We start from the raw sequence: 20791 nt of genomic DNA, 5'->3' as shown, positions 1-20791 counted from the left end.
CAGCGTACCGGTGAGCCCCCGCCGAATCGTCGCGCTCACCGTTCGAAGCGGTACCCCATCCCCGGCTCGGTGACGAAGTGCCGGGGATGCGAGGGGTCGTTCTCCAGCTTGCGGCGCAACTGCGCCATATAGACGCGCAGGTAGTTGGTCTCGGTGCCGTACGAGGGCCCCCAGACCTCCTGGAGCAACTGCTTCTGGCTGACGAGGCGGCCCTCGTTGCGCACCAGCACCTCCAGCAGATGCCATTCGGTGGGCGTCAACCGGACGTCGCGGCCGTCGCGGTGCGCCTTCTTGGCGGCCAGGTCGACGCTGAACCCCTGGGTCACGACGACCGCCGCGGCGTCCGACGGACCGGAGGGCTCGGCGCGGCGGACCGCGGCGCGCAGCCGGGCCAGCAGCTCGTCCATGCCGAAGGGCTTGGTGACGTAGTCGTCGGCCCCGGCGTCCAGGGCCTCGACCTTCTCGTCGGACGTCTGGCGGGCGGAGAGCACCAGGATCGGGACCCGGGTCCAGCCCCGCAGCCCCTTGATCACCTCCACCCCGTCCATGTCGGGCAGGCCCAGGTCGAGCACGACCACATCGGGGTGGCGGGTGGCGGCGAGCTTCAGGGCGGTCGCGCCGTCCCCGGCGGCGTCGACCTCGTACTTGCGCGCCTTCAGGTTGATCACGAGGGCGCGTACGATCTGCGGCTCGTCGTCCACCACGAGCACCCGGTTCATCTGACGGCCTGCCTCTCCGTTGTCCCGTGCGGGTCGTGTCCCGGGCGGCCGGGGGCGGCCCTGAGGGTCAACACCATGGTCATCCCGCCTCCCGGGGTGTCCTCGGCGGCCAGCGATCCGCCCATCGCCTCCACGAAGCCACGGGCGACGGCGAGTCCGAGGCCGACCCCGGAGCCGCGCGGGGCGTCCCCGTAGCGCTGGAAGGGTTCGAAGATACGGTCCTTCGCGGCGTCCGGCACACCGGGGCCCCGGTCGGCGACGCGCAGTTCGACCCGCTCGCCCAGCGCGCTCGCGGAGACCAGCACGGGCCGGTCCCGCGGGCTGTACTTCACCGCGTTCTCGACGATGTTGGCGACGCTGCGCTCCAGCAGCCCCGGGTCGACCGCGACCATCGGCAGATCCTCGGGGATCTCCAGGGTGACGCCGGACTCCGGGACGCCGACGAGCGCCATCGGCACCACCTCGTCCAGGTCGATCTCCCGGATGAGGGGGGCGACGGTGCCGGTCTGCAGCCGGGACATGTCGAGCAGGTTCCCGACCAGGTGGTCGAGGCGGTCCGCGCCGTCCTCGATGCCCTCCAGCAGCTCGGCCTCGTCCTCCGCGGACCAGGCCACGTCGTCCGCGCGCAGGGACGTCACGGCCGCCTTGATGGCCGCGAGCGGGGTGCGCAGATCGTGGCTGACGGCGGCCAGCAGGGCGGTACGGATGCGGTTGCCCTCGGCCAGCTCGCGGGCCCGCTCCGCCTCCCCCACCAGCCGCTGCCGGTCCAGGACGACGGCGGCCTGGGCGGCGAAGGCGGCCAGCACCCGGCGGTCCTCGGCGGGCAGCACCCGGCCGGAGAGCGCGAGCGCCATATGGTCACCGACCGGCATGTCCACGTCCGCCTCCTCGGGCCGCTCCGGCGGCGGTACGCCCGCGGTGCCGCCGGCGCTGCCCGCGCAGGTCCAGGGCGCCACGTCGCCCTCCCGCTCCAGCAGGGCCACCGTGTCCATGCCGAAGGTCTCGCGGACCCGCTCCAGCAGCGCGTCCAGGCTGGTCTCCCCGCGCAGCACGCTGCCCGCCAGGAAGGACAGCACCTCGGACTCGGCACGCAGCCGGGCGGCCTGATGGGTGCGGCGCGCGGCCAGGTCGACGACGGAGGCGACGCTGACCGCCACCGCCACGAAGATCACTATGGCGACGATGTTCTCGGGGTCGGCGATGGTCCAGGTGTGGGTGGGCGGGGTGAAGTAGTAGTTGAGCAGCAGCGATCCGACGGCCGCCGAGGCGAGGGCGGGCAGCATCCCGCCCAGCAGGGCCGCCAGCACGTTGAGGAAGAGGAACAGCAGCACCTCGTTGGCGAAGCCGGGACCGGCGTCCGCGGTGAGCGTGGCGCCCGTACCGGTGAGCCCCAGGGTGAGCAGGACGGGCCCGGCGACCCCGACCAGCCAGCCCGCGATCAGCCGGGAGCGGCCGAGCCGGGCGCCGCGCGCGACCGGCAGCCCGCGCCCCTTGGCGACCTCGTCGTGGGTGACGATGTGCACGTCCAGATCGGGCCCGGAGTCCCGGGCGACGGTCGCGCCCACCCCCGGCCCGAAGACGTGACTCCAGGCCTTGCGGCGGCTGGAGCCCAGCACGATCTGGGTGGCGTTGACGCCGCGCGCGAACTCCAGCAGCGCGCCGGGGATGTCCTCCCCGATGACGTGGTGGAAGGTGCCGCCCAGGTCCTCGACCAGGGTGCGCTGGACCGCCAGCTCCTTCGGGGAGGCCGAGGTGAGGCCGTCGCTGCGGGCGATGTAGACGGCCAGGATCTCGCTGCCGGAGCCCTTGGCCGCCATCCGGGCGGCGCGCCGTATGAGCGTGCGCCCCTCGGGGCCGCCGGTGAGCCCGACGACGATGCGCTCGCGCGCCTGCCAGGTGGAGCGGATGCTGTGCTCGTCGCGGTACTGCTGGAGGTATTCGTCGACCCGGTCGGCGGTCCACAGCAGGGCCAGTTCGCGCAGCGCGGTGAGGTTCCCGGGCCGGAAGTAGTTGGACAGCGCGGCGTCGACCTTGTCGGGCGCGTAGATGTTGCCGTGCGCCATGCGGCGGCGCAGCGCCTGGGGCGACATGTCGACCAGCTCGATCTGGTCGGCACGGCGCACCACCTCGTCGGGCACGGTCTCCCGCTGCCGGACACCCGTTATCGACTCGACGACGTCCCCCAGCGACTCCAGGTGCTGGATGTTGACGGTGGAGACGACGTCGATCCCGGCCTTCAGCAGCTCCTCGATGTCCTGCCAGCGCTTGGTGTTGCGGGAGCCGGGGACGTTGGTGTGGGCCAGCTCGTCGACGAGCGCGACGCCGGGGCGGCGGGCGAGCACGGCGTCCACGTCCATCTCGGTGAAGGTAGCGCCCCGGTACTCCAGCTCCCGACGGGGCACCTCCTCCAGGCCGTGCATCATCACCTCGGTGCGGCGGCGGCCGTGGTGCTCCACGAAGCCGACCACCAGGTCGGTGCCCCGCTCGGCCCGCCGGTGCCCCTCGGACAGCATCGCGTAGGTCTTGCCGACGCCCGGCGCCGCGCCGAGGTAGATCCGGAGTCTGCCGCGTCCCATGCCCCTATTTTCCCCGTTCGCTCATTTTTCCTTGTCGGCGTCTATCCGCTGCGCGGCGCTGTCAGCGCCGGGTGAGCTGCCGCAGCGCGATGTTCAGCTCCAGGACGTTGACGTGCGGCTCGCCGAGGAAGCCGAGCTGGCGGCCGGCGGTGTGGTCCTCGACCAGCCGGGCGACCTCGGCGCGGGGCAGCCCGTTGGCCCTGGCCACGCGGGTGACCTGGAGACCGGCGTACGCGGGCGAGATGTCCGGGTCGACGCCGGAGGCGGAGGCGGTGACCGCGTCCGGGGGCACGGCGGCGGGCGGGACCCCGTTGAAGGCGGCGATCTGGGCGCGGCGGTCGTCGATCTGCCCACGCAGCACCGTGCTGTCGGCGGCGAGGTTGGAGCCGCCCGAGACGATGATCTTGTATTGGGTGTTGACGGTGTTGGTACCCGCCGCCGAGGGGCGGGGCTGGAAGTACGCCGGGTCCGGCAGCGGGTTCCCGTCCTTGTCCTTCCGGTCCAGGGTGTACGTCTGGCCGATGAGCGAGGAGCCCGCGGTCCTGCCGTCCGCCCGGACCTCCGAGCCGTTCGCCCGGTGCGGGAAGGCGGCCTGGGCGATGCCGGTGACGGCGAGGGGATAGAGCACCCCGCAGAGCACCGTGAGGGCGAGCAGGGCGCGCAGCGCGGCGCTCGCCAGCCGGGCGGTGGAGCGTGCTGTGCCGTTCAGAAGGGTCATGGTCGTCACGTCACCCGATGCCCGGTATGAGGGAGATGAGCAGGTCGATGATCTTGATGCCGATGAACGGGGCGATGAGCCCGCCCAGGCCGTAGAGCGCGAGGTTGCGCCGGAGCATCCGGTCGGCGCTCATCGGGCGGTAGCGCACGCCCCTCAGGGCCAGCGGCACCAGCGCGACGATGATCAGCGCGTTGAAGATGACCGCGGACAGGATCGCCGACTGGGCCGAGGCGAGGTGCATGATGTTGAGCGCGTCCAGGCCCTGGTAGCCCGCCACGCCCGCGAACATCGCCGGGATGATCGCGAAGTACTTCGCGACGTCGTTGGCGATCGAGAAGGTGGTCAGCGCGCCCCGGGTGATCAGCAGCTGTTTGCCGATCTCCACGATCTCGATGAGCTTGGTCGGGTTGGAGTCCAGGTCGACCATGTTCCCGGCCTCCTTGGCGGCCGAGGTGCCGGTGTTCATGGCCACGCCGACATCGGCCTGGGCGAGCGCCGGGGCGTCGTTCGTACCGTCGCCGGTCATCGCCACCAGCTTGCCGCCCGCCTGCTCGCGCTTGATGAGCGCCATCTTGTCCTCGGGCGTGGCCTCCGCCAGGAAGTCGTCCACCCCCGCCTCATCGGCGATCGCCTTCGCGGTCAGCGGGTTGTCACCCGTGATCATCACGGTCTTGATGCCCATCCGGCGCAGTTCGTCGAACCGCTCCCGCATGCCCTCCTTGACGACGTCCTTGAGGTGGATCACGCCGAGCACGCTCGGGCTGCCGGCGCCGTCCGCCGCGACCAGCAGCGGGGTGCCGCCCGCCGCCGAGATCGCGTCGACCTTCTCCTGGGCGTCGGAGGGGACGTGTCCGCCGCGTTCACGGACCCAGGCGATGACGGCGCCCGCCGCGCCCTTGCGCACCGCGGTGCCGTTCACGTCGACGCCGGACATCCGGGTCTGGGCGGTGAAGGGGACGAAGGTGGCGTGGCCCAGTTCGCCCTCGTGGCGGGCCCGCAGGCCGTACGCCTCCTTGGCGAGGACGACGATCGAGCGACCCTCGGGCGTCTCGTCGGCGAGCGAGGACAGCTGGGCGGCGTCCGCCAGCTCCGCCTCGGTCGCGCCGTCCACCGGGACGAACTCGGCGGCCTGCCGGTTGCCGAGCGTGATCGTTCCGGTCTTGTCGAGCAGCAGCGTCGACACGTCGCCCGCCGCCTCGACCGCGCGGCCGGACATGGCGAGGACGTTCCGCTGCACCAGCCGGTCCATGCCCGCGATGCCGATCGCCGAGAGCAGGGCACCGATGGTGGTCGGGATGAGGCACACCAGCAGCGCGGCGAGCACGATCATGGTCTGCTCGGCGCCCGCGTAGATCGCGAACGGCTGGAGGGTGACGACCGCCAGCAGGAAGACGATGGTGAGCGAGGCCAGCAGGATGTTGAGCGCGATCTCGTTCGGGGTCTTCTGCCGGGCGGCGCCCTCGACCAGGTTGATCATCCGGTCGATGAAGGTCTCCCCCGGCTTCGCCGTGATCTTGATGACGATGCGGTCGGAGAGCACCTTGGTGCCGCCGGTCACCGCGCACCGGTCGCCGCCGGACTCGCGGATGACCGGCGCGGACTCGCCGGTGATGGCCGACTCGTCGACGGACGCGACGCCCTCGACGACATCGCCGTCGCCCGGGATGACCTCGCCCGCCTCGCAGACCACCAGATCCCCGACGCGCAGCGCGGTGCCCGGGACCCGCTCCTCGCCGCCGTCCGCCAGCCGCCGGGCCTCGGTGTCGGTCTTGGCCTTGCGCAGGGTGTCGGCCTGCGCCTTGCCGCGCCCCTCGGCGACGGCCTCGGCGAGGTTGGCGAAGATCACGGTCAGCCACAGCCAGGCCGCGATCGCCCAGCCGAACCAGTCGCCGGGGTTCAGGGCGGCCAGCACGGTGGTGAGCACCGAGCCGATCTCCACGACGAACATCACCGGGGACTTCGCCATCACCCGCGGATCGAGCTTGCGGACGGCGTCCGGCAGTGAGGTGAGCAGTTGCCGCGGATCGAAGAGACCGCCGGAGACCCGGCCGCCGTCCGCGTCGTGCTGGTGCGGGCGCTCGCCGCCGGGAGCGGGGCGTACGGGGGTGGTCGTGCTCATGAGAGTCCCTCCGCCATCGGGCCAAGGGCCAGGGCCGGGAAGTAGGTGAGACCGGTGACGATGATGATCGCGCCGACGAGCAGCCCCGCGAAGAGCGGCTTCTCGGTGCGCAGGGTGCCCGCCGTCTCGGGGACGGGCTTCTGCTCGGCGAGCGAACCGGCCAGCGCCAGGATGAAGACCATCGGCAGGAAGCGGCCGAGCAGCATCGCGAGGCCGAGCGTGGTGTTGTACCAGTCGGTGTTGGCGTTCAGGCCCGCGAAGGCGGAGCCGTTGTTGTTGGCGCCGGAGGTGAAGGCGTACAGCACCTCGGAGAAGCCGTGCGCCCCGCTGTGGCCCGTCGCGTTCCCCGCGGTGTTGAGGATCGAGTCCGGCGGGGTGGACAGCACCACGGACAGCGCGGTGAAGCCGAGCGCCAGTGTCGGAGTGACGAGGATGTAGCAGGCGGCGAGCTTGATCTCGCGGGAGCCGATCTTCTTGCCCAGGTACTCGGGTGTACGGCCGACCATGAGCCCCGCGATGAAGACCGCGATCACGGCCATGACGAGCATGCCGTAGAGGCCGGAGCCCACCCCGCCGGGGGCGATCTCGCCGAGCATCATGCCCAGCAGCGCGATGCCGCCGCCGAAGCCGGTGAGGGAGGAGTGCATGGCGTCCACCGCGCCGGTGGAGGTCAGCGTCGTACTCGTCGCGAAGATCGAGGACGCGCCGATCCCGAACCGCTGCTCCTTGCCCTCCATCGCCCCGCCCGCGGCCTGGAGCGCCGGGCCGCCGTGGTGGAACTCGCTCCACATCATCAGCGCCGTGAAGCCGAGCCAGATCAGGCCCATGGCGGCGAGGATCGCGTACCCCTGGCGGACGTTCCCGACGAGCACGCCGAAGGTGCGGGTCAGCGCGAACGGGACGACCAGGATCAGGAAGATCTCGAACAGGTTGGTGAAGGCGCTGGGGTTCTCGAACGGGTAGGCGGAGTTGGCGTTGAAGAAGCCGCCGCCGTTGGTGCCGATCTCCTTGATGGCCTCCTGCGAGGCGACCGCGCCGCCGTTCACCTGCTGGCTGCCGCCGGTGAGCTGCCCGACCTCGTGGATGCCCGCGAAGTTCTGGATCGCGCCGCACGCCACCAGCACGACCGCGGCGATCACCGCCATCGGGATCAGGACGCGGACGGTCGTGCGCACCAGGTCGGCCCAGAAGTTGCCCAGCTCGCCGGTGCGGGAGCGGGCGAAGCCCCGGACGAGCGCGATGGCCACCGCGATGCCGACGGCGGCGGACAGGAAGTTCTGCACCGCGAGCCCGGCCGTCTGGACGACATGGCCCATGGCCTGCTCGCCCGCGTACGACTGCCAGTTGGTGTTCGAGACGAAGGACGCGGCGGTGTTGAACGCCTGCGCCGGGGTGATCGAGGAGAAGCCGAGCGAGAGCGGCAGGGCGCCCTGGACGCGCTGCAGCAGATACAGGAAGAGGACGCTGACGCCGGAGAAGGCGAGCACTCCGCGCAGATACGCGGGCCAGCGCATCCGGGTGTCCGGATCGGCGCCGATGCAGCGGTAGATCCACCGCTCGGCGCGCAGATGGTTCCCGGAGCGGTAGACGGCGGCCAGGTAGTCGCCGAGCGGCCGGTACACCAGGGCGAGCGCACCGATGAGCGCGGTGAGCTGGAGCACCGCGGCGAGTTCGGAACTCATGACGCCCTCAGAACCTCTCGGGGAAGAGGAGGGCGAGGACCAGATAGCCCAGCAGCGCGACGGCCACGACCAGGCCGACGACGTTCTCGGCGGTCACAGCTTCGTCACCCCTTTGGCGACGAGGGCCACCAGCGCGAAGACCGCGAGCGTGGTGACGACGAAGGCCAGGTCGGCCATCGTGGGCTCCTAGAGGATCGGTGGAGTGCTGACCTCTAGAGGAAACCCCTGTTCGGAGCGCGTGAGCCCGCCGTTGACGGCTCCCTTACGGCGGGGCCCGCCCTCTTGACGCCTCCCTGACGCCGGGGGCCGCGCGGGTGCCATCACGCGTACGTCCATCGGCGCACGCGCAATAGCCGGTGGGCCGTACTCCGCAGAGAAAAGTACGGCCCACCGGTAGAACGCTCACATCAGCCGAGCCTTACGCCGGGGACTCAGCCGGATGCGAGCGAGCAGCCCGCCAGGGCGTCAAGACCGGAGGGGGCGGTCGAGCCCTGGCGGGAGAATGAGATCTTGATGCGGTCGATCGTGGACTTCCGCTTGTCCGCCAGCGGGCCCAGGATCGCGTTCTGTACGAAGTTCGGGCCGCCCTGGCCCACGGAGGTCTCGAGTCTCTTGTTGGCCTCGCTGAGCTGGGTGTCCAGCAGCGCGAGGTTGCGGTCCACCTCCGCCTGGGCGGCGGCCGGCACCTCGCCGATCTCACCGGCGACGTCCGGGCAGCTGATCGTCTGGCCGGAACCGGCGCCCGCGCCCGCGTCCGCGCCTTCGTCGGCACCGGCGCCCGTGTCCGCACCCGCGCCGGTCTCCGCCGCGGGGTCGGCCGAGGCCGCGGCCGTCGGGTCCGCCCCGGCGCCCGACTCGGCACCCGCGCCGGCGTCTCCGCCGGACACCGAGCACTCGGCGAGCGCGTCCAGCCCGGTCGGCTTCTCGGCCCGCCGCCCGATGGAGATCGCGATGCGGTCGAGGGTGGACTTCCGCTTGTCCGCCAGCGGACCGAGGATCGCGTTCTGCACGAAGTTCGGGCCGCCTTCGCCCGCGCTGGTGCTCAGCCGCTTGTTCGCCTCGGCGAGCTGGGTGTCCAGGAGGGCGAGGTTACGGTCCACCTCCGCCTTGGCCTCCGCAGGGATCTCCGGGAGGGATCCCTCCACGGCGGGGCAGCTGATGGAGGACGCGGCCTTGACCGACGCCTTGTCCGTGCCGCTGCTGTCGTCCTGCCCCGCCATGGCGGCTCCCACCGCGACGGACGCACAGGTAATACCGCCGATCACACCGGCGACGACGATCCGCCGACGATGAAGTAACGGAAGGCCTCGGGACATTGATCACTCACCTCGTTGAGGTCGGACAGGGGTTGTCCCTCGTCGCGCCCGCTCTCCCACTACCGCGGGGCGCGCCGGGGGTCTCTCGCCCATCAGTACGCCCCGGACGGCACAGGTGTTCAACGTGGTGCGAAAAAAAGTCGAAGGGGCCCGGGGAGTCTCCCCCGGGCCCCTTCGGACCTCGGCTCACGCGCGTTGACAGGTGGCCTGCGCGCATCGGCCCGCGCGCGGCGCGGGCCTGGCGGTCAGCGCACCTCAGTGATCTCCGGACCACGCTGGAGCTGGTCGGCGCCGCCCGCGAACCGCGAGCCCTGCGCCTCGTCCTGCTGCACCCCGTCGGGCACCATCTGCGCGTCGTTCGGCAGCTTGAGCACGATCGGGTCGCGCGGGGCCATCGGGCCCTCACCGCGCACCACGACCGTGTCCTGGAAGATCGCCTCCAGCAGACTGCCGGTCTCGGGCTGCACGGCGCCCTGCCCGGAGATCACTCCGCGCAGGAACCAGCGGGGCCCGTCGACGCCGATGAAGCGCACCACCTGGACGCCGTTCTTGCCGTCCGGCAGCTGTACGGGCACCTGGGCCCGCAGCTCCCAGCCGAGCGGGCCCTCGACCTCGTCCACCACACCGCCCTGCTGGGTGATGCCCGTGGCGATCTCGTCCCGCACCTCGCCCCAGATGCCTTCCTTCCTGGGCGCGGCGAACGCCTGCAGCTGCACGGCGCTGTCCCGCAGCACCACGGTCGCGGCCACGATCGCGTCCCCCGCGACCTCGACCCGCAGCTCCATGCCCTCGACCCCGGGCACGAACATGCCGCCGAGGTCCACCCGGCCCTCGCCGGGTTCCCGCACCTCGGACACATCCCACGGGCCGTCGGGGCGCGGCGCGGGAGGCAGGCTCACCCTGGTGGCCTCCGCGTCGCCCTCGTCGAGGGCCGCCGCGTCTTCCGCGTCCTCCGCGTCCTCGGCCAACTCCTCGGAGGTCACGTCGAGCGACTCGACGTCCTCCTCGCTGCGCTTGCGGCGACGTCCGAACACGTCATCGTCCTTCCCGGTCGGAACCGACCGAAGCGTATCCATTCCCACCCGTTGTGCCGTCCACGGCGGCATGACCGCCGGTGGACCCGAAGCCCCCTTCGGCCCGCGCCGACCCGGGAAGCTCCGCCACCTCCTGGAAGCGCACCTTCTCGACCTGCTGGACGACCATCTGGGCGATCCGGTCGTAAGCCTCGAACCGCACGCTCTCGCGCGGGTCGAGATTGACCACGATCACCTTGATCTCTCCACGGTACCCGGCATCGATGGTCCCCGGGGCATTCACCATGGCGACCCCGCAGCGGGCGGCGAGTCCGGACCTCGGATGCACGAAGGCGGCATACCCCTCCGGGAGCGCGATAGACACTCCGGTGGGCAGAACCGCGCGCTCGCCCGGGGCCAGATCCGCCGCCTCGGTGGTGACGAGATCGGCACCGGCGTCCCCCGGGTGGGCATACCCCGGGATCGGCACCTGGGGGTCCACCCTGCGGATCAGCACGTCCACCGGTACGGGAGTCACGGATTCACCTCGAATGCGCGCGCGACCTTCACCTGATCCGGGTCGGAGAGCGCCGCGTTGATCTCCTCCGACCGGCCGTTCTTGATGAAGTGGTCGACCGGCACCTCTATGAAGAGGGCTTCCGCGCGCACCGCGACGGGCCCCTCGGGGCCCCCGATACGGCCCGTGGCCGCACAGTAGATCTTGCGGCCGTGCACGGCGGTCACCCGTGCCTCCAGGTGCAGCACGGTGCCGACGGGCACCGGCCGGACGAAGTCCGTCTCCAGCCGCCCGGTCACCGCGATCACGCGCTGCAGCCAGTTGAGTGCCCCGAGCGCCTCGTCCAGCGCCGCGGTCAGCACCCCGCCGTGGGCGAGGCCCGGCGCGCCCTGGTGGGCGGTGTCGACGGTGAACTCGGCCGTGAGGCCGACCCCCTCGCCCGCCCGCACCCGAAGGCGCAGGCCGCCGCTCTGCTCACCGCACCCGAAGCACTGCTCGTAGTGCGCGCCGAGCAGCTCCCCGGGCGCGGGCGCGTCGGGGTGGCGTACGGGTGCCGTGGCGCCGTCCGGCGGCTTCAGCACTGTCGTTCTTCCACTCACAACGGCTGACCTTACCCGCGCGAACAGCCCCGGCAGGCGGCCATGCCAAGCTGATACGCATGCAGCCTTACGACGAACGTCTCACCGCGCCCCGTTCATGGTGGTTCATCGCGATTCTGATCGGGTTCGCGACGGCGTTGATCATGCTGCCGTTCGGCACGCTGCCGATGCTCGGCGGCCTGATCGCGGGCGGGGCGCTGGCCTGTGTCGCGGTGAGTTCGTACGGCTCGGCCCGGGTGCGGGTGGTGGCGGACTCGCTGGTGGCGGGAGAGGCCAGGATCCCGGTGTCGGCGCTCGGGGCCGCCGAGGTGCTGGACGCCGACGAGGCGGCCGCCTGGCGGACGTACAAGGCTGATCCGCGGGCCTTCATGCTGCTGCGGAGCTACATCCCGACCGCGCTGCGGGTCGAGGTCACCGATCCGCAGGACCCGACGCCGTACGTGTACGTCTCCACCCGGAACCCGGAGGGGCTGGCGGCGGCACTGACGGCCGTACGCGCCTAACGGCCTTCCTGAGGGGGCTCAGGGGGCCCGGAGAGCTGAGGGGGCGGCAGTTCGCCGGGGGTGTCGCCGGGGGCTTCCAGGGACGGGGGAAGGGCGTCCCAGGGCACCTGGCGGTCGCGCAGATCCTTGCGGATCTTGTGCGCGAGTCTCTTGGTGTCGCGTCGGTTCATCGCGGCGCCGATGGCCGCGCCGACCATGAAGGGCGCGAGGACCGGCAGGTTCCGGAAGCTGCGTCTCACCACCTGCTGGCGCAGCTCGCGCTTCATCCGGACGTTCAGCGCGGCGTTGACGCTGCCGGGGACGGTGGGGTCGACACCGCGCTCCTCGGCCCATGCGCTGAGGTAGAACGTGGCCCGCTGCCGCACGGCCCCGGGCGCCCGCAGCCCGTAGACCTCATGCAGCTCGGCGATGAGCTTGAACTCTATGGACGCCACGCCGACGATCTCGGCGGCCAGCTCGGTGGGCATGGCGGGCGGGGTTGGCAGCATCGCCGCGGCACCGACGCCCGCGCCCACGGTGGAGGTGCCCTTCACCGCACCCGCCACCAGTTTGTCCGCGATCTCCTCCGGGCCGAGCCCGGGGAACTGCTTGCGGAGTGCCGCGAGGTCGCGGACCGGAATGCGTGGTGCGTTCGCCACGATCCGGTCGGCGACCGCGTATACCCCCGCCCTGGCGCGGCCACCGCCGTACCGAACGCCGCGGCCGAGGGCGGCCGCGAGCGAGGCCACCCGGCCCCGCTCGACATGCGCCTCGTCCGCCTCGTTCACGCCGCCGTGCCCCGCGTCCACGCCGCCGTGCTCCGCGTCCACGCCTGGCCTGCGGCTCAGGCCGCGCAGTCGCGGCAGATCGGCTGGCCGTTCTTGGTCTCGTTGGCCAGCTGGCTGCGGTGGTGCACGAGGAAGCAGCTCATGCAGGTGAACTCGTCCGCCTGGCGGGGCAGCACCCGCACGGACAGCTCCTCGTTGGAGAGGTCCGCACCGGGCAGTTCCAGGCCCTCGGCCTGCTCGAACTCATCGACGTCGACGGTCGACGCCGACTTGTCGTTCCGCCGGGCCTTGAGTTCCTCGATGCTGTCCTCGTTGACGTCATCGTCGGTCTTGCGTGGGGTGTCGTAATCCGTTGCCATGTCGCTCTCCCCCTCTGGGTGTCTGCGGTGTCTCAGCGCTCGTAACGCGTGAGAGGCCGGACTTGTGCCCGACCTGAGGCGGAGATTTTGCCTCACATCAAGGTCTGTTACTCAATCGACACCCAACCGCACCCCTGAAGAGGTGATCGGGTTGGATGGCCATCGGGACCGTACACGGTCCGAATGTCGCACTCTCGCGCGCCATGACGTGTACTTCCCGTGATCACGGTGCCTGAAAACCCGGATTTTTACGGCTTTCCGGCAACCTGCACGATCACGCAGAGTGTATGGCTTGAAAATCGCCCATGTGATCGATCACACACGATACAGGCGGTGGGCGGATCACGAAAATTCCGCCCAAAGCGAACACCCCACGAGGGTACTCCCCCTTTCGCCGTTCCGCGCTCAGACCGGGAGCACCACCCGCATCACCAGGCCACCGCCCTCCCGCGGCTCGGCCGCGATGCGCCCGCCGTGGGCGCGCGCCACCGAGCGGGCGATCGAAAGCCCGAGGCCCACGCCCTTGTCGCTGCCCGTGCGCTCGGTGCGGAGCCTGCGGAAGGGCTCGAAAATGTTGTCCATCTCGTAGGCCGGGACCACCGGTCCGGTGTTCGCGACCACCAGCACCGCCTGCCCCTGCCGTACCTCGGTGGTCACCTCCACCCAGCCGTGGTCGGGAACGTTGTACCGCACCGCGTTCTGTACCAGATTCAGCGCGATCCGCTCCAGCAGCACTCCATTGCCCTGGACCACCGCGGCCGCCCGGTCGCCCCGGATCTCCACCCCCTTGGCCTGGGCCTCGGCCCGGACCTGTTCGAGGGCCTGGGAGGCGACCTCGGCGAGATCCACCGGCTTGCGGTCGACGATCTCGTTGTCGCTGCGGGCCAGCAGCAGCAGACCCTCCACCAGCTGCTCGCTGCGCTCGTTGGTGGCCAGCAGCGTCTTGCCGAGCTGGACCAGCTCCGGGGACGCCTGCGGATCGGACAACTGCACCTCCAGCAGGGTGCGGTTGATCGCCAGCGGGGTGCGCAGCTCGTGCGAGGCGTTGGCGACGAACCGCTGCTGGGCGGTGAACGCCCGGTCCAGCCGCTCCAGCATCTCGTCGAAGGTGTCCGCCAGCTCCTTCAGCTCGTCGTCCGGCCCGTCCAGCTCGATCCGGCGGGACAGGTCCGAGCCCGCCACCTGACGCGCCGTACGGGTGATGCGGCCCAGCGGCGAGAGCACCCGCCCGGCCATGGCGTAGCCGAACGCGAACGCGACCACGGCCAGCCCCAGCAGCGCCAGCAGCGAGCGGCGCAGCAGCCCGTCCAGGGCGTAGTCGCGCTGCTGCGACATGCACTGGGCCACCGCCCGGTTGAACGCGTCGTTGTTGCCCTGGCTGGGCAGATGGCACGTGTCGGAGGGCTTGTAGTCGATCCGCACGATCTGCAGCGGGAACTCGCTGCCCCGGCGGATGGCGTCGGCCGCCAGCAGATAGATGATCGTCAGCAGCAGCACCCCGGCGATCAGGAACATCCCGCCGTACAGCAGGGTGAGCCGTATCCGGATGGTGGGGCGCAGCCAGGGGTTGGGCGGTGAGGTGTGCCGCGGGTCCCAGCTGGGCTTGGGCGGGGCCGCCGGGGGGAGTGGGGTCGTGGCCATGCCCGTCAGATCCGGTAACCCGAGCCGGGGACCGTGACGATCACCGCGGGCTCGCCGAGCTTGCGGCGCAGCGTCATGACGGTGACCCGGACGACGTTGGTGAACGGGTCCGTGTTCTCGTCCCAGGCCTTCTCCAACAGCTGCTCGGCGGAGACCACGGCGCCCTCGCTGCGCATGAGGACCTCCAGCACCGCGAACTCCTTCGGCGCCAGCTGGATCTCCTTGCCGTCCCGGAACACCTCGCGGCGGTTCGGGTCCAGCTTGATCCCGGACCGCTCCAGGACCGGCGGCAGGGCGACGGTGGTACGTCGGCCGAGCGCCCGCACCCGGGCGATCAGCTCGCTGAACGCGAACGGCTTGGGCAGGTAGTCGTCGGCGCCGATCTCCAGCCCCTCGACGCGGTCGCTGACGTCGCCGGAGGCGGTGAGCATCAGGACGCGGGTGGGCATGCCGAGTTCGACGATCTTGCGGCACACGTCGTCACCGTGGACGAGCGGCAGGTCACGGTCGAGGACCACGACGTCGTAGTCGTTGACGGCGATGCGCTCCAGGGCGGCGGCACCGTCATACACGACGTCGACAGCCATGGCCTCCCGGCGCAGTCCGGTGGCCACCGCGTCGGCGAGCAGCTGCTCGTCCTCGACGACGAGTACACGCACGTCGTTCGTCCTTCCCTCATGGCCGCAGCGGGCTCTCATGCTCCACGGCGTTCGGCGCCTCCATCCTGCCTCGAAGTCTCATAAACCGGCGGTAAGAGGTGCCCTGGCGGCCGACTTCAAGATCATCGAGAAACTTTTCGTGCCGGAGGTTTCCGCTCCGAGTGGGGTGGGGAGGACGACTGCACACCCCGCGATCACGCCCTGTATGTGGCTATCCCATGATGCCGCTGCCACCCTCAGGGATTCACGTACGTGATCGCTCCCGCCGTCGGCACACCCCCGTGCCACCGACCCACGACGAGGGGGCGCACCATGGACGCGTTCACCGCAGGCATTCTGCAGCGTATAGAGACCACCCAGTCCGACCTGACCCGCGCCCGTGAGACGGGCGACGAGTTCCTCGCCGATGTGGAGCTGGCGGAGCTGGAAGACCTCCGTCGGCTGGCCGCCGAACACGGCGTCGAAGTAAGCGCCGCTTGATCCAGGCTGCTTGATCCTGTGCGCCGCCCGGTGTTCCCGGCGGCTTGATGACCCGGTGTGACGGAGACCGATCCAGCTCCGGCATGCCGAACCATGAGCACAACCGGCACAATCCACGCCGAAGCGCCCCGGTGCCCTCCTGGCACCGGGGCGCTTCGCGTGCGCGAGGGGTCCGGCTCAGTCGTGCCAGGCGCCCAGGTCCTCCAGCAGCGCCCGTAGCGGCTCGAAGAGACCGGGGGCGGCGGCGATGGTCAGCTCCGTCGAGGCGGGTACGCCCGGCCGTCCGCCGGTGAGCGCGCCCGCCTCGCGGGCTATGAGCGCGCCGGCCGCGTAGTCCCAGGGGTTGAGCCCGCGCTCGTAGTACGCGTTGAGCCGGCCGCAGGCCACGTCGCACAGGTCGATGGCGGCCGAACCGCCGCGGCGGATGTCGCGCACCTGGGGCAGCAGCTCGTTCAGGACCCTGGCCTGCCCGACGCGCCGCTCGCGCACATAGCCGAAGCCGGTGCCGATCAGCGCCTGCTCGAAGGGCGGCGCGGGGAGCACCCGCACCGGTTCCCCGTTGGCGTACGCCCCCTGGCCGAGCACCGCGTGGTACGTCTCGCCGCGCATCGGCGCCGCCACCACGCCGACGACCGTCTCGCCGTCCCGCTCGACGGCGATGCTGACCGCCCAGGACGGGAGGCCGTAGAGGTAGTTCACCGTGCCGTCGATCGGGTCGATCACCCAGCGGACGCCGCTGGTGCCCTCGCTGCTCGCACCCTCCTCGCCCAGCACCCCGTCCTGGGGGCGGTGCTGGGCGAGGAAGTCGGTGATCAGCTTCTCGGAGGCGACGTCCATCTCGGTGACGACGTCGATCGGGCTGGACTTGGTGGCGGCCACGCCGAGATCGGCCGGGCGGCCGTCGCGCAGCAGGTCCCCGGCCCGGCGGGCGACCTCCAGGGCCAGATCGAGCAGTTCGGCGTTGAGCGAGTCGGTCATCGTGCTCCTTAGCGGATTACCCGTGCGTACTGCGTGTGGGCGTGCGACGGCGGTGGCACCGGCGCGGACATCGCCTGGTCCGGCCCGGCGGCTCGTCCGGCCCGGCGACTAGTCCGACCCGGCGGCGGCGGGGCGGGGCGAGCGGGCCGGACAGCAGCCCACCGGGCAGAGGTCGTGGCTGGGGGCCAGCGTGCCCAGCGCACAGCGCTCCGGGGCCGCCGGGGCGTCGCCCGCGGCGAACCGCTCGGCGGCCGCCCGCTCCAGCAGCAGATCGCGCACCGCCGCCGCGAACCGCGGATCGGCGCCCACCGTCGAGGCCCGGGCGACCGGCAGGCCCAGGTCGGCGGCCTTGGCCGCCGCCTCGGTGTCCAGGTCGTACTTGACCTCCATGTGGTCCGAGACGAAGCCGATCGGGACCATCACGGCGGCGGGCGCCCCCTCGCCGTGCAGCTCCTCCAAGTGGTCGCAGATGTCCGGCTCCAGCCAGGGGATGTGCGGGGCGCCGCTGCGGGACTGGTAGACCAGCCGCCAGGGGTGCGCCGCGCCGGTCTCCTCGCTCACCGCTTCGGCGATCAGCCGGGCGACGTCCAGATGCTGGGCGACGTACGCGCCGCCCTCGCCGTGCTGCTCGACCGGGCCGGAGGTGTCCGCGGCGGCAGTCGGGATGGAGTGGGTGGTGAAGGCGAGGTGGGCGCCCGCCCGCAGCCCCTCGGGCAGTTCGGCGAGTGCGGCCAGCGTCGCGTCCACCATGGGCCGGACGAAGCCGGGGTGGTTGAAGTAGTGCCGGAGCTTGTCCACGCGCGGCAGCGGCATCCCCTCGCCCTCCAGGGCGGCGAGCGCGTCCGCGAGGTTCTCGCGGTACTGGCGGCAGCCCGAGTACGAGGCGTACGCGCTGGTGGCGAGCACCGCGACGCGGCGGTGGCCGTCGGCGACCATCTCGCGCAGGGTGTCGGTCAGGTACGGGGCCCAGTTGCGGTTGCCCCAGTAGACCGGCAGGTCCAGCCCGTGCTCGGCGAAGTCCTTGCGCAGTGCGTGCAGCAGCTCGCGGTTCTGCGCGTTGATCGGGCTGACACCGCCGAACAGGAAGTAGTGCTGCCCGACCTCCTTGAGCCGCTCCCGGGGGATGCCCCGCCCCCGCGTGACGTTCTCCAGGAACGGCACGACGTCCTCCGGGCCCTCCGGCCCACCGAAGGAGAGCAACAGCAGGGCGTCGTACGGAGCGGGGGATGTCTGCGCTGACTGTTCGGGCATGGTCCCGATCCTGCCACCAGCCCCGGACAGGCGGGAAATGCCCCTGTGCGGGCCCCGGGGTGACCGTAAGCTGTATCAGCTTCAACGTTCCTTACCCGGCTTCGCCGACCTGCCTCTCCTCCACTTCCGCCGTCCTTCCGCCGTCCCGTCCTGCCGCTCTGCCCGCTCGCGGAGGCCCCTGCCATGCCCGGACCCAGTCCGTACCGTGTGATCTTCGCCGCCCCCGGCGCCAAGGCGTTCTCCGTGGCCGGGTTCATCGCGCGGATGCCCGTGGCCATGACGAGCATCGGCGTGGTCACGATGGTCTCCCAACTCACCGGCCGGTACGGGCTGGCCGGTGCGGTGGCGGCGACCCTGGCGCTCTCCGTCGCCGTCATCGGCCCGCAGATCTCCCGGCTGGTCGACCGCTACGGGCAGCGCCGGGTGCTGCGCCCCGCGGCCTTCATCACGCTCGTCTCGCTGACCGGGCTGCTGCTGGCGGCCCACCGGGGCTGGCCGGACTGGACGCTGTTCGCGTTCGCCGCCACGGCCGGGTGTGTGCCGAGCGTCGGGTCCATGGTGCGGGCCCGCTGGGCGGCGATCCACCAGGACGCCCCGCGCGAACTGCACGCCGCGTACTCCTGGGAGGCGATCGTCGACGAGGTCTGCTTCATCCTCGGGCCGGTGATCTCGATCGGGCTCTGCACCGGCTGGTTCCCGGAGGCGGGCCCGCTGGTCGCCGGGGGCTTCCTCGCCGTCGGCGTCTTCTGGTTCACCGCGCAGCGGGCCACCGAGCCCGCGCCGCATCCGCGCGGGACGCACACCGGCGGCTCCGCGCTGCGCTCGCGCGCGCTCCAGGTGCTGGTGCTCACCTTCATCGCGGTCGGCACGATCTTCGGGGCGGTCGACGTGGCGACGGTGGCCTACGCCGAGGACCAGGGGCACAAGGCGGCGGCGAGCCTGGTCCTGGCGGTGTACGCGCTGGGCTCGTGCGCGGCCGGAGCCGTCTTCGGACTGCTGCCGCTCAAAAGATCACTCTCTTTCCGCTGGTTGCTGGGTATTTGTGCGATGACCGTGAGTATGATCCCCCTCCAACTGGTCGGGAACCTTTCGTTTCTGGCCGTGGCGCTCTTTGTCGCGGGCCTGGCCGTCGCACCGACGATGGTCACGACCATGGCCCTCGTCGAACAGCACGTACCACGCGCGCATCTGACCGAGGGCATGACCTGGGTGAGCACGGGGCTCATGGTCGGCGTGGCGCTCGGCTCGTCGGCCACCGGAGGGGTGGTGGACGCCGCCGGGGCCCGCGCGGGGTACGCGGTGCCGGCCGTGGCCGGGGCGCTCGCGGCGGCGGTGGCGTTCCTCGGGTATCGCCGGCTCCGGCCGGCGCCACAGCGGGAGGGGTCGGGAGCGGATGGCCGTCAAGACCGTAAGAACCGAGCGAAACAGCGTGTGGCGTAACTGGGCGGGGAACGTCATCGCGCGTCCGGTACGGAGCGTGGCCCCCTCCTCCACCCAGGAGCTGGCCGAGGCGGTGCGCCGGGCCGTGGCGGACGGGCTGCGGGTCAAGGCGGTGGGCACCGGCCACTCGTTCACCACCACGGCCGCCACCGACGGCGTGCTGATACGCCCGGACCGCCTGGTGGGCGTGCGGGAGGTGGACCGGGAGGCGGGCACGGTGACCGTCGCGGCGGGCACCTCGCTGCGTCAGCTGAACGAGACCCTGTCGGCCCACGGTCTGTCGCTGACCAACATGGGCGACATCATGGAACAGACGGTGGCTGGGGCCACCTCCACCGGCACCCATGGCACGGGGCGCGACAGCGCCTCGCTCGCCGCCCAGATCAAGGGGCTGGAGCTGGTCACGGCGGACGGCTCGATTCTGCGCTGCTCGGCGACCGAGCACCCGGAGATCTTCGCGGCCGCCCGGGTGGGCCTCGGCGCGCTGGGCGTGGTCACGGCGATCACCTTCGGAGTGGAGCGCGAGTTCCTGCTCACGGCGCGCGAGGAACCGATGCCCTTCGAGCAGGTGATGACGGACTTCGAGCAACTCGTCGCCGAGAACGAGCACTTCGAGTTCTACTGGTTCCCCCACACCGGCAACTGCAACACCAAGCGCAACAACCGCAGCACCGGCCCCGCCTCCCCGGTCGGCCGGGTGAGCGGCTGGGTGGATGACGAACTGCTGTCCAATGGCATCTTCCAGGTGGCCTGCACGGTGGGCCGCGCGGTCCCCGCCACCATCCCCGGGATCGCCAAGATCTCCAGCCGCGCACTGTCAGCCCGCACGTATACGGACATCCCTTACAAAGTCTTCACCAGCCCGCGCCGGGTGCGCTTCCTGGAGATGGAGTACGCGGTGCCGCGCGAGGCCGCCGTCCCGGCACTGCGCGAACTGAAGGCCACCGTCGAGCGGTCGGGCCTGCGGGTCAGCTTCCCCGTGGAGGTGCGGACCGCCCCCTCCGACGACATCCCCCTGTCCACCGCCTCCGGCCGGGACACCGCGTACATCGCCGTCCACCTCTACCGGGGCACCCCGCACCGGGCGTACTTCACGGCCGCCGAGCAGATCATGACCGCGCACGGCGGACGCCCGCACTGGGGGAAGCTGCACAGCCGCGACGCCGCGTATCTCTCCGGGGTCTATCCGCGGTTCGGCGAGTTCACCGCGCTGCGCGACCGGCTCGACCCGGACCGCGTGTTCGGCAACGACTACCTGCGGAGGGTGCTCGGCGGCTGACGGGGCCGGGCGGGAGCGGACGCGATCCGAGCGGCGCGCCTCCCGCCCTCGCGTGGACATTCGTTCCCGCTCACAGAGGGAAGGGGACTATAACCGAAGCCGATCGTTCCGATTCTGACGTTTCTGTGAAAGTTGCCACCCAAATTGCGCCCCACTTCGAAGGATTCGGCGCCGG

Annotated in this window: 20 protein-coding genes; 4 read left to right on the top strand and 16 right to left on the bottom strand. The window is 71.4% G+C overall.

All coding sequences use genetic code 11. The features are described from left to right. Positions 1-35 precede the first annotated feature (35 nt). The 10 genes from ACZ6CL_RS26400 to ACZ6CL_RS26355 form a co-directional block, all read right to left on the bottom strand. The gene (locus tag ACZ6CL_RS26400; protein ID WP_468939554.1) at positions 36-719 is read right to left on the bottom strand and encodes a response regulator; all 684 of its coding nucleotides are present in this window, start codon (positions 717-719) and stop codon (positions 36-38) included. After that, positions 716-3295: a DUF4118 domain-containing protein gene (locus ACZ6CL_RS26395; RefSeq protein WP_468939551.1), complete on the bottom strand. Its 2580-nt coding sequence runs from the start codon at positions 3293-3295 to the stop codon at positions 716-718. The genes ACZ6CL_RS26400 and ACZ6CL_RS26395 overlap by 4 nt, the downstream gene beginning before the upstream one ends. A gap of 61 nt (positions 3296-3356) precedes the next feature. Continuing rightward, positions 3357-4013, bottom strand: a complete 657-nt coding sequence (gene kdpC, locus ACZ6CL_RS26390; protein ID WP_468939549.1) for a potassium-transporting ATPase subunit KdpC — start codon at positions 4011-4013, stop codon at positions 3357-3359. 10 nt (positions 4014-4023) lie between these two features. Continuing rightward, the gene (gene kdpB, locus ACZ6CL_RS26385; protein ID WP_468939546.1) at positions 4024-6132 is read right to left on the bottom strand and encodes a potassium-transporting ATPase subunit KdpB; all 2109 of its coding nucleotides are present in this window, start codon (positions 6130-6132) and stop codon (positions 4024-4026) included. Beyond that, complete coding sequence (gene kdpA / locus ACZ6CL_RS26380; RefSeq protein WP_468939544.1) at positions 6129-7814, bottom strand: potassium-transporting ATPase subunit KdpA; 1686 nt, start codon at positions 7812-7814, stop codon at positions 6129-6131. Before kdpA ends, kdpB begins: the two co-directional genes overlap by 4 nt. A gap of 7 nt (positions 7815-7821) precedes the next feature. Beyond that, complete coding sequence (gene kdpF / locus ACZ6CL_RS26375) at positions 7822-7911, bottom strand: K(+)-transporting ATPase subunit F (RefSeq protein WP_037817630.1); 90 nt, start codon at positions 7909-7911, stop codon at positions 7822-7824. 334 nt (positions 7912-8245) lie between these two features. Next, entirely contained in the window at positions 8246-9130 is an 885-nt protein-coding gene (locus ACZ6CL_RS26370; protein WP_468939543.1) for a hypothetical protein, read from the bottom strand. Between the two features lie 245 nt (positions 9131-9375). Next, the gene (locus ACZ6CL_RS26365; RefSeq protein ID WP_468939541.1) at positions 9376-10164 is read right to left on the bottom strand and encodes a DUF3710 domain-containing protein; all 789 of its coding nucleotides are present in this window, start codon (positions 10162-10164) and stop codon (positions 9376-9378) included. 1 nt (position 10165) lies between these two features. After that, positions 10166-10681: a dUTP diphosphatase gene (gene dut, locus ACZ6CL_RS26360; protein ID WP_468939539.1), complete on the bottom strand. Its 516-nt coding sequence runs from the start codon at positions 10679-10681 to the stop codon at positions 10166-10168. Beyond that, positions 10678-11259 (bottom strand): PaaI family thioesterase, encoded by a 582-nt coding sequence (locus ACZ6CL_RS26355; RefSeq protein WP_468939537.1) that lies wholly within the window; start codon positions 11257-11259, stop codon positions 10678-10680. The genes dut and ACZ6CL_RS26355 overlap by 4 nt, the downstream gene beginning before the upstream one ends. Before the next feature lie 59 nt (positions 11260-11318). Between ACZ6CL_RS26355 and ACZ6CL_RS26350 the strand changes: the two genes are divergently transcribed. Further along, on the top strand, positions 11319-11762 hold the full coding sequence (locus ACZ6CL_RS26350) for a DUF3093 domain-containing protein (RefSeq protein WP_468939535.1): 444 nt from the start codon (positions 11319-11321) through the stop codon (positions 11760-11762). Here ACZ6CL_RS26350 and ACZ6CL_RS26345 read toward each other — a convergent pair. The 4 genes from ACZ6CL_RS26345 to ACZ6CL_RS26330 all read right to left on the bottom strand — a co-directional run bounded on the left by ACZ6CL_RS26345 (position 11759) and on the right by ACZ6CL_RS26330 (position 15188). Continuing rightward, positions 11759-12571, bottom strand: a complete 813-nt coding sequence (locus ACZ6CL_RS26345; protein WP_468939532.1) for a hypothetical protein — start codon at positions 12569-12571, stop codon at positions 11759-11761. The two genes, ACZ6CL_RS26350 and ACZ6CL_RS26345, sit on opposite strands and share 4 nt — an antisense overlap. Before the next feature lie 14 nt (positions 12572-12585). Next, a complete protein-coding gene (locus ACZ6CL_RS26340) occupies positions 12586-12888 on the bottom strand; it encodes a DUF4193 domain-containing protein (protein WP_014175864.1) in 303 nt (100 codons plus the stop codon). Positions 12889-13293: 405 nt separating this feature from the next. Next, entirely contained in the window at positions 13294-14529 is a 1236-nt protein-coding gene (locus tag ACZ6CL_RS26335) for a sensor histidine kinase (protein WP_468939529.1), read from the bottom strand. Between the two features lie 5 nt (positions 14530-14534). Next, positions 14535-15188, bottom strand: coding sequence for a response regulator transcription factor (locus tag ACZ6CL_RS26330; protein ID WP_358620699.1), 654 nt, complete (start codon positions 15186-15188; stop codon positions 14535-14537). Between the two features lie 312 nt (positions 15189-15500). On the opposite strand from ACZ6CL_RS26330, the gene ACZ6CL_RS26325 reads away from it, so the two are divergent. Then, positions 15501-15668, top strand: a complete 168-nt coding sequence (locus ACZ6CL_RS26325; protein WP_167542486.1) for a hypothetical protein — start codon at positions 15501-15503, stop codon at positions 15666-15668. Between the two features lie 177 nt (positions 15669-15845). Here the strand turns inward: ACZ6CL_RS26325 and ACZ6CL_RS26320 are convergent, their stop codons facing one another. Beyond that, the gene (locus ACZ6CL_RS26320; RefSeq protein WP_468939527.1) at positions 15846-16646 is read right to left on the bottom strand and encodes an inositol monophosphatase family protein; all 801 of its coding nucleotides are present in this window, start codon (positions 16644-16646) and stop codon (positions 15846-15848) included. 108 nt (positions 16647-16754) lie between these two features. Continuing rightward, a complete protein-coding gene (locus ACZ6CL_RS26315) occupies positions 16755-17897 on the bottom strand; it encodes a ferrochelatase (protein WP_468939524.1) in 1143 nt (380 codons plus the stop codon). A gap of 183 nt (positions 17898-18080) precedes the next feature. On the opposite strand from ACZ6CL_RS26315, the gene ACZ6CL_RS26310 reads away from it, so the two are divergent. Both ACZ6CL_RS26310 and ACZ6CL_RS26305 read left to right on the top strand, forming a co-directional pair. Beyond that, positions 18081-19337, top strand: coding sequence for an MFS transporter (locus tag ACZ6CL_RS26310; RefSeq protein WP_468939521.1), 1257 nt, complete (start codon positions 18081-18083; stop codon positions 19335-19337). Continuing rightward, positions 19291-20616, top strand: a complete 1326-nt coding sequence (locus tag ACZ6CL_RS26305; protein WP_468939518.1) for a D-arabinono-1,4-lactone oxidase — start codon at positions 19291-19293, stop codon at positions 20614-20616. Before ACZ6CL_RS26310 ends, ACZ6CL_RS26305 begins: the two co-directional genes overlap by 47 nt. Positions 20617-20791 lie beyond the last annotated feature (175 nt).

This window comes from Streptomyces sp. NPDC041200 (assembly GCF_055591805.1).
The sequence above is the reverse complement of the archived record's forward strand: the minus strand, read 5'-3'. Positions and strand labels throughout refer to the sequence as shown.

Coding starts and splice junctions, on each gene's coding strand:
- ACZ6CL_RS26400 (WP_468939554.1), bottom strand. CDS start 719: ATGAACCGGGTGCTCGTGGTGGACGACGAGCCGCAGATCGTACGCGCC.
- ACZ6CL_RS26395 (WP_468939551.1), bottom strand. CDS start 3,295: ATGGGACGCGGCAGACTCCGGATCTACCTCGGCGCGGCGCCGGGCGTC.
- kdpC (WP_468939549.1), bottom strand. CDS start 4,013: ATGACCCTTCTGAACGGCACAGCACGCTCCACCGCCCGGCTGGCGAGC.
- kdpB (WP_468939546.1), bottom strand. CDS start 6,132: ATGAGCACGACCACCCCCGTACGCCCCGCTCCCGGCGGCGAGCGCCCG.
- kdpA (WP_468939544.1), bottom strand. CDS start 7,814: ATGAGTTCCGAACTCGCCGCGGTGCTCCAGCTCACCGCGCTCATCGGT.
- ACZ6CL_RS26370 (WP_468939543.1), bottom strand. CDS start 9,130: ATGTCCCGAGGCCTTCCGTTACTTCATCGTCGGCGGATCGTCGTCGCC.
- ACZ6CL_RS26350 (WP_468939535.1), top strand. CDS start 11,319: ATGCAGCCTTACGACGAACGTCTCACCGCGCCCCGTTCATGGTGGTTC.
- ACZ6CL_RS26340 (WP_014175864.1), bottom strand. CDS start 12,888: ATGGCAACGGATTACGACACCCCACGCAAGACCGACGATGACGTCAAC.
- ACZ6CL_RS26335 (WP_468939529.1), bottom strand. CDS start 14,529: ATGGCCACGACCCCACTCCCCCCGGCGGCCCCGCCCAAGCCCAGCTGG.
- ACZ6CL_RS26325 (WP_167542486.1), top strand. CDS start 15,501: ATGGACGCGTTCACCGCAGGCATTCTGCAGCGTATAGAGACCACCCAG.
- ACZ6CL_RS26320 (WP_468939527.1), bottom strand. CDS start 16,646: ATGACCGACTCGCTCAACGCCGAACTGCTCGATCTGGCCCTGGAGGTC.
- ACZ6CL_RS26315 (WP_468939524.1), bottom strand. CDS start 17,897: ATGCCCGAACAGTCAGCGCAGACATCCCCCGCTCCGTACGACGCCCTG.
- ACZ6CL_RS26310 (WP_468939521.1), top strand. CDS start 18,081: ATGCCCGGACCCAGTCCGTACCGTGTGATCTTCGCCGCCCCCGGCGCC.
- ACZ6CL_RS26305 (WP_468939518.1), top strand. CDS start 19,291: ATGGCCGTCAAGACCGTAAGAACCGAGCGAAACAGCGTGTGGCGTAAC.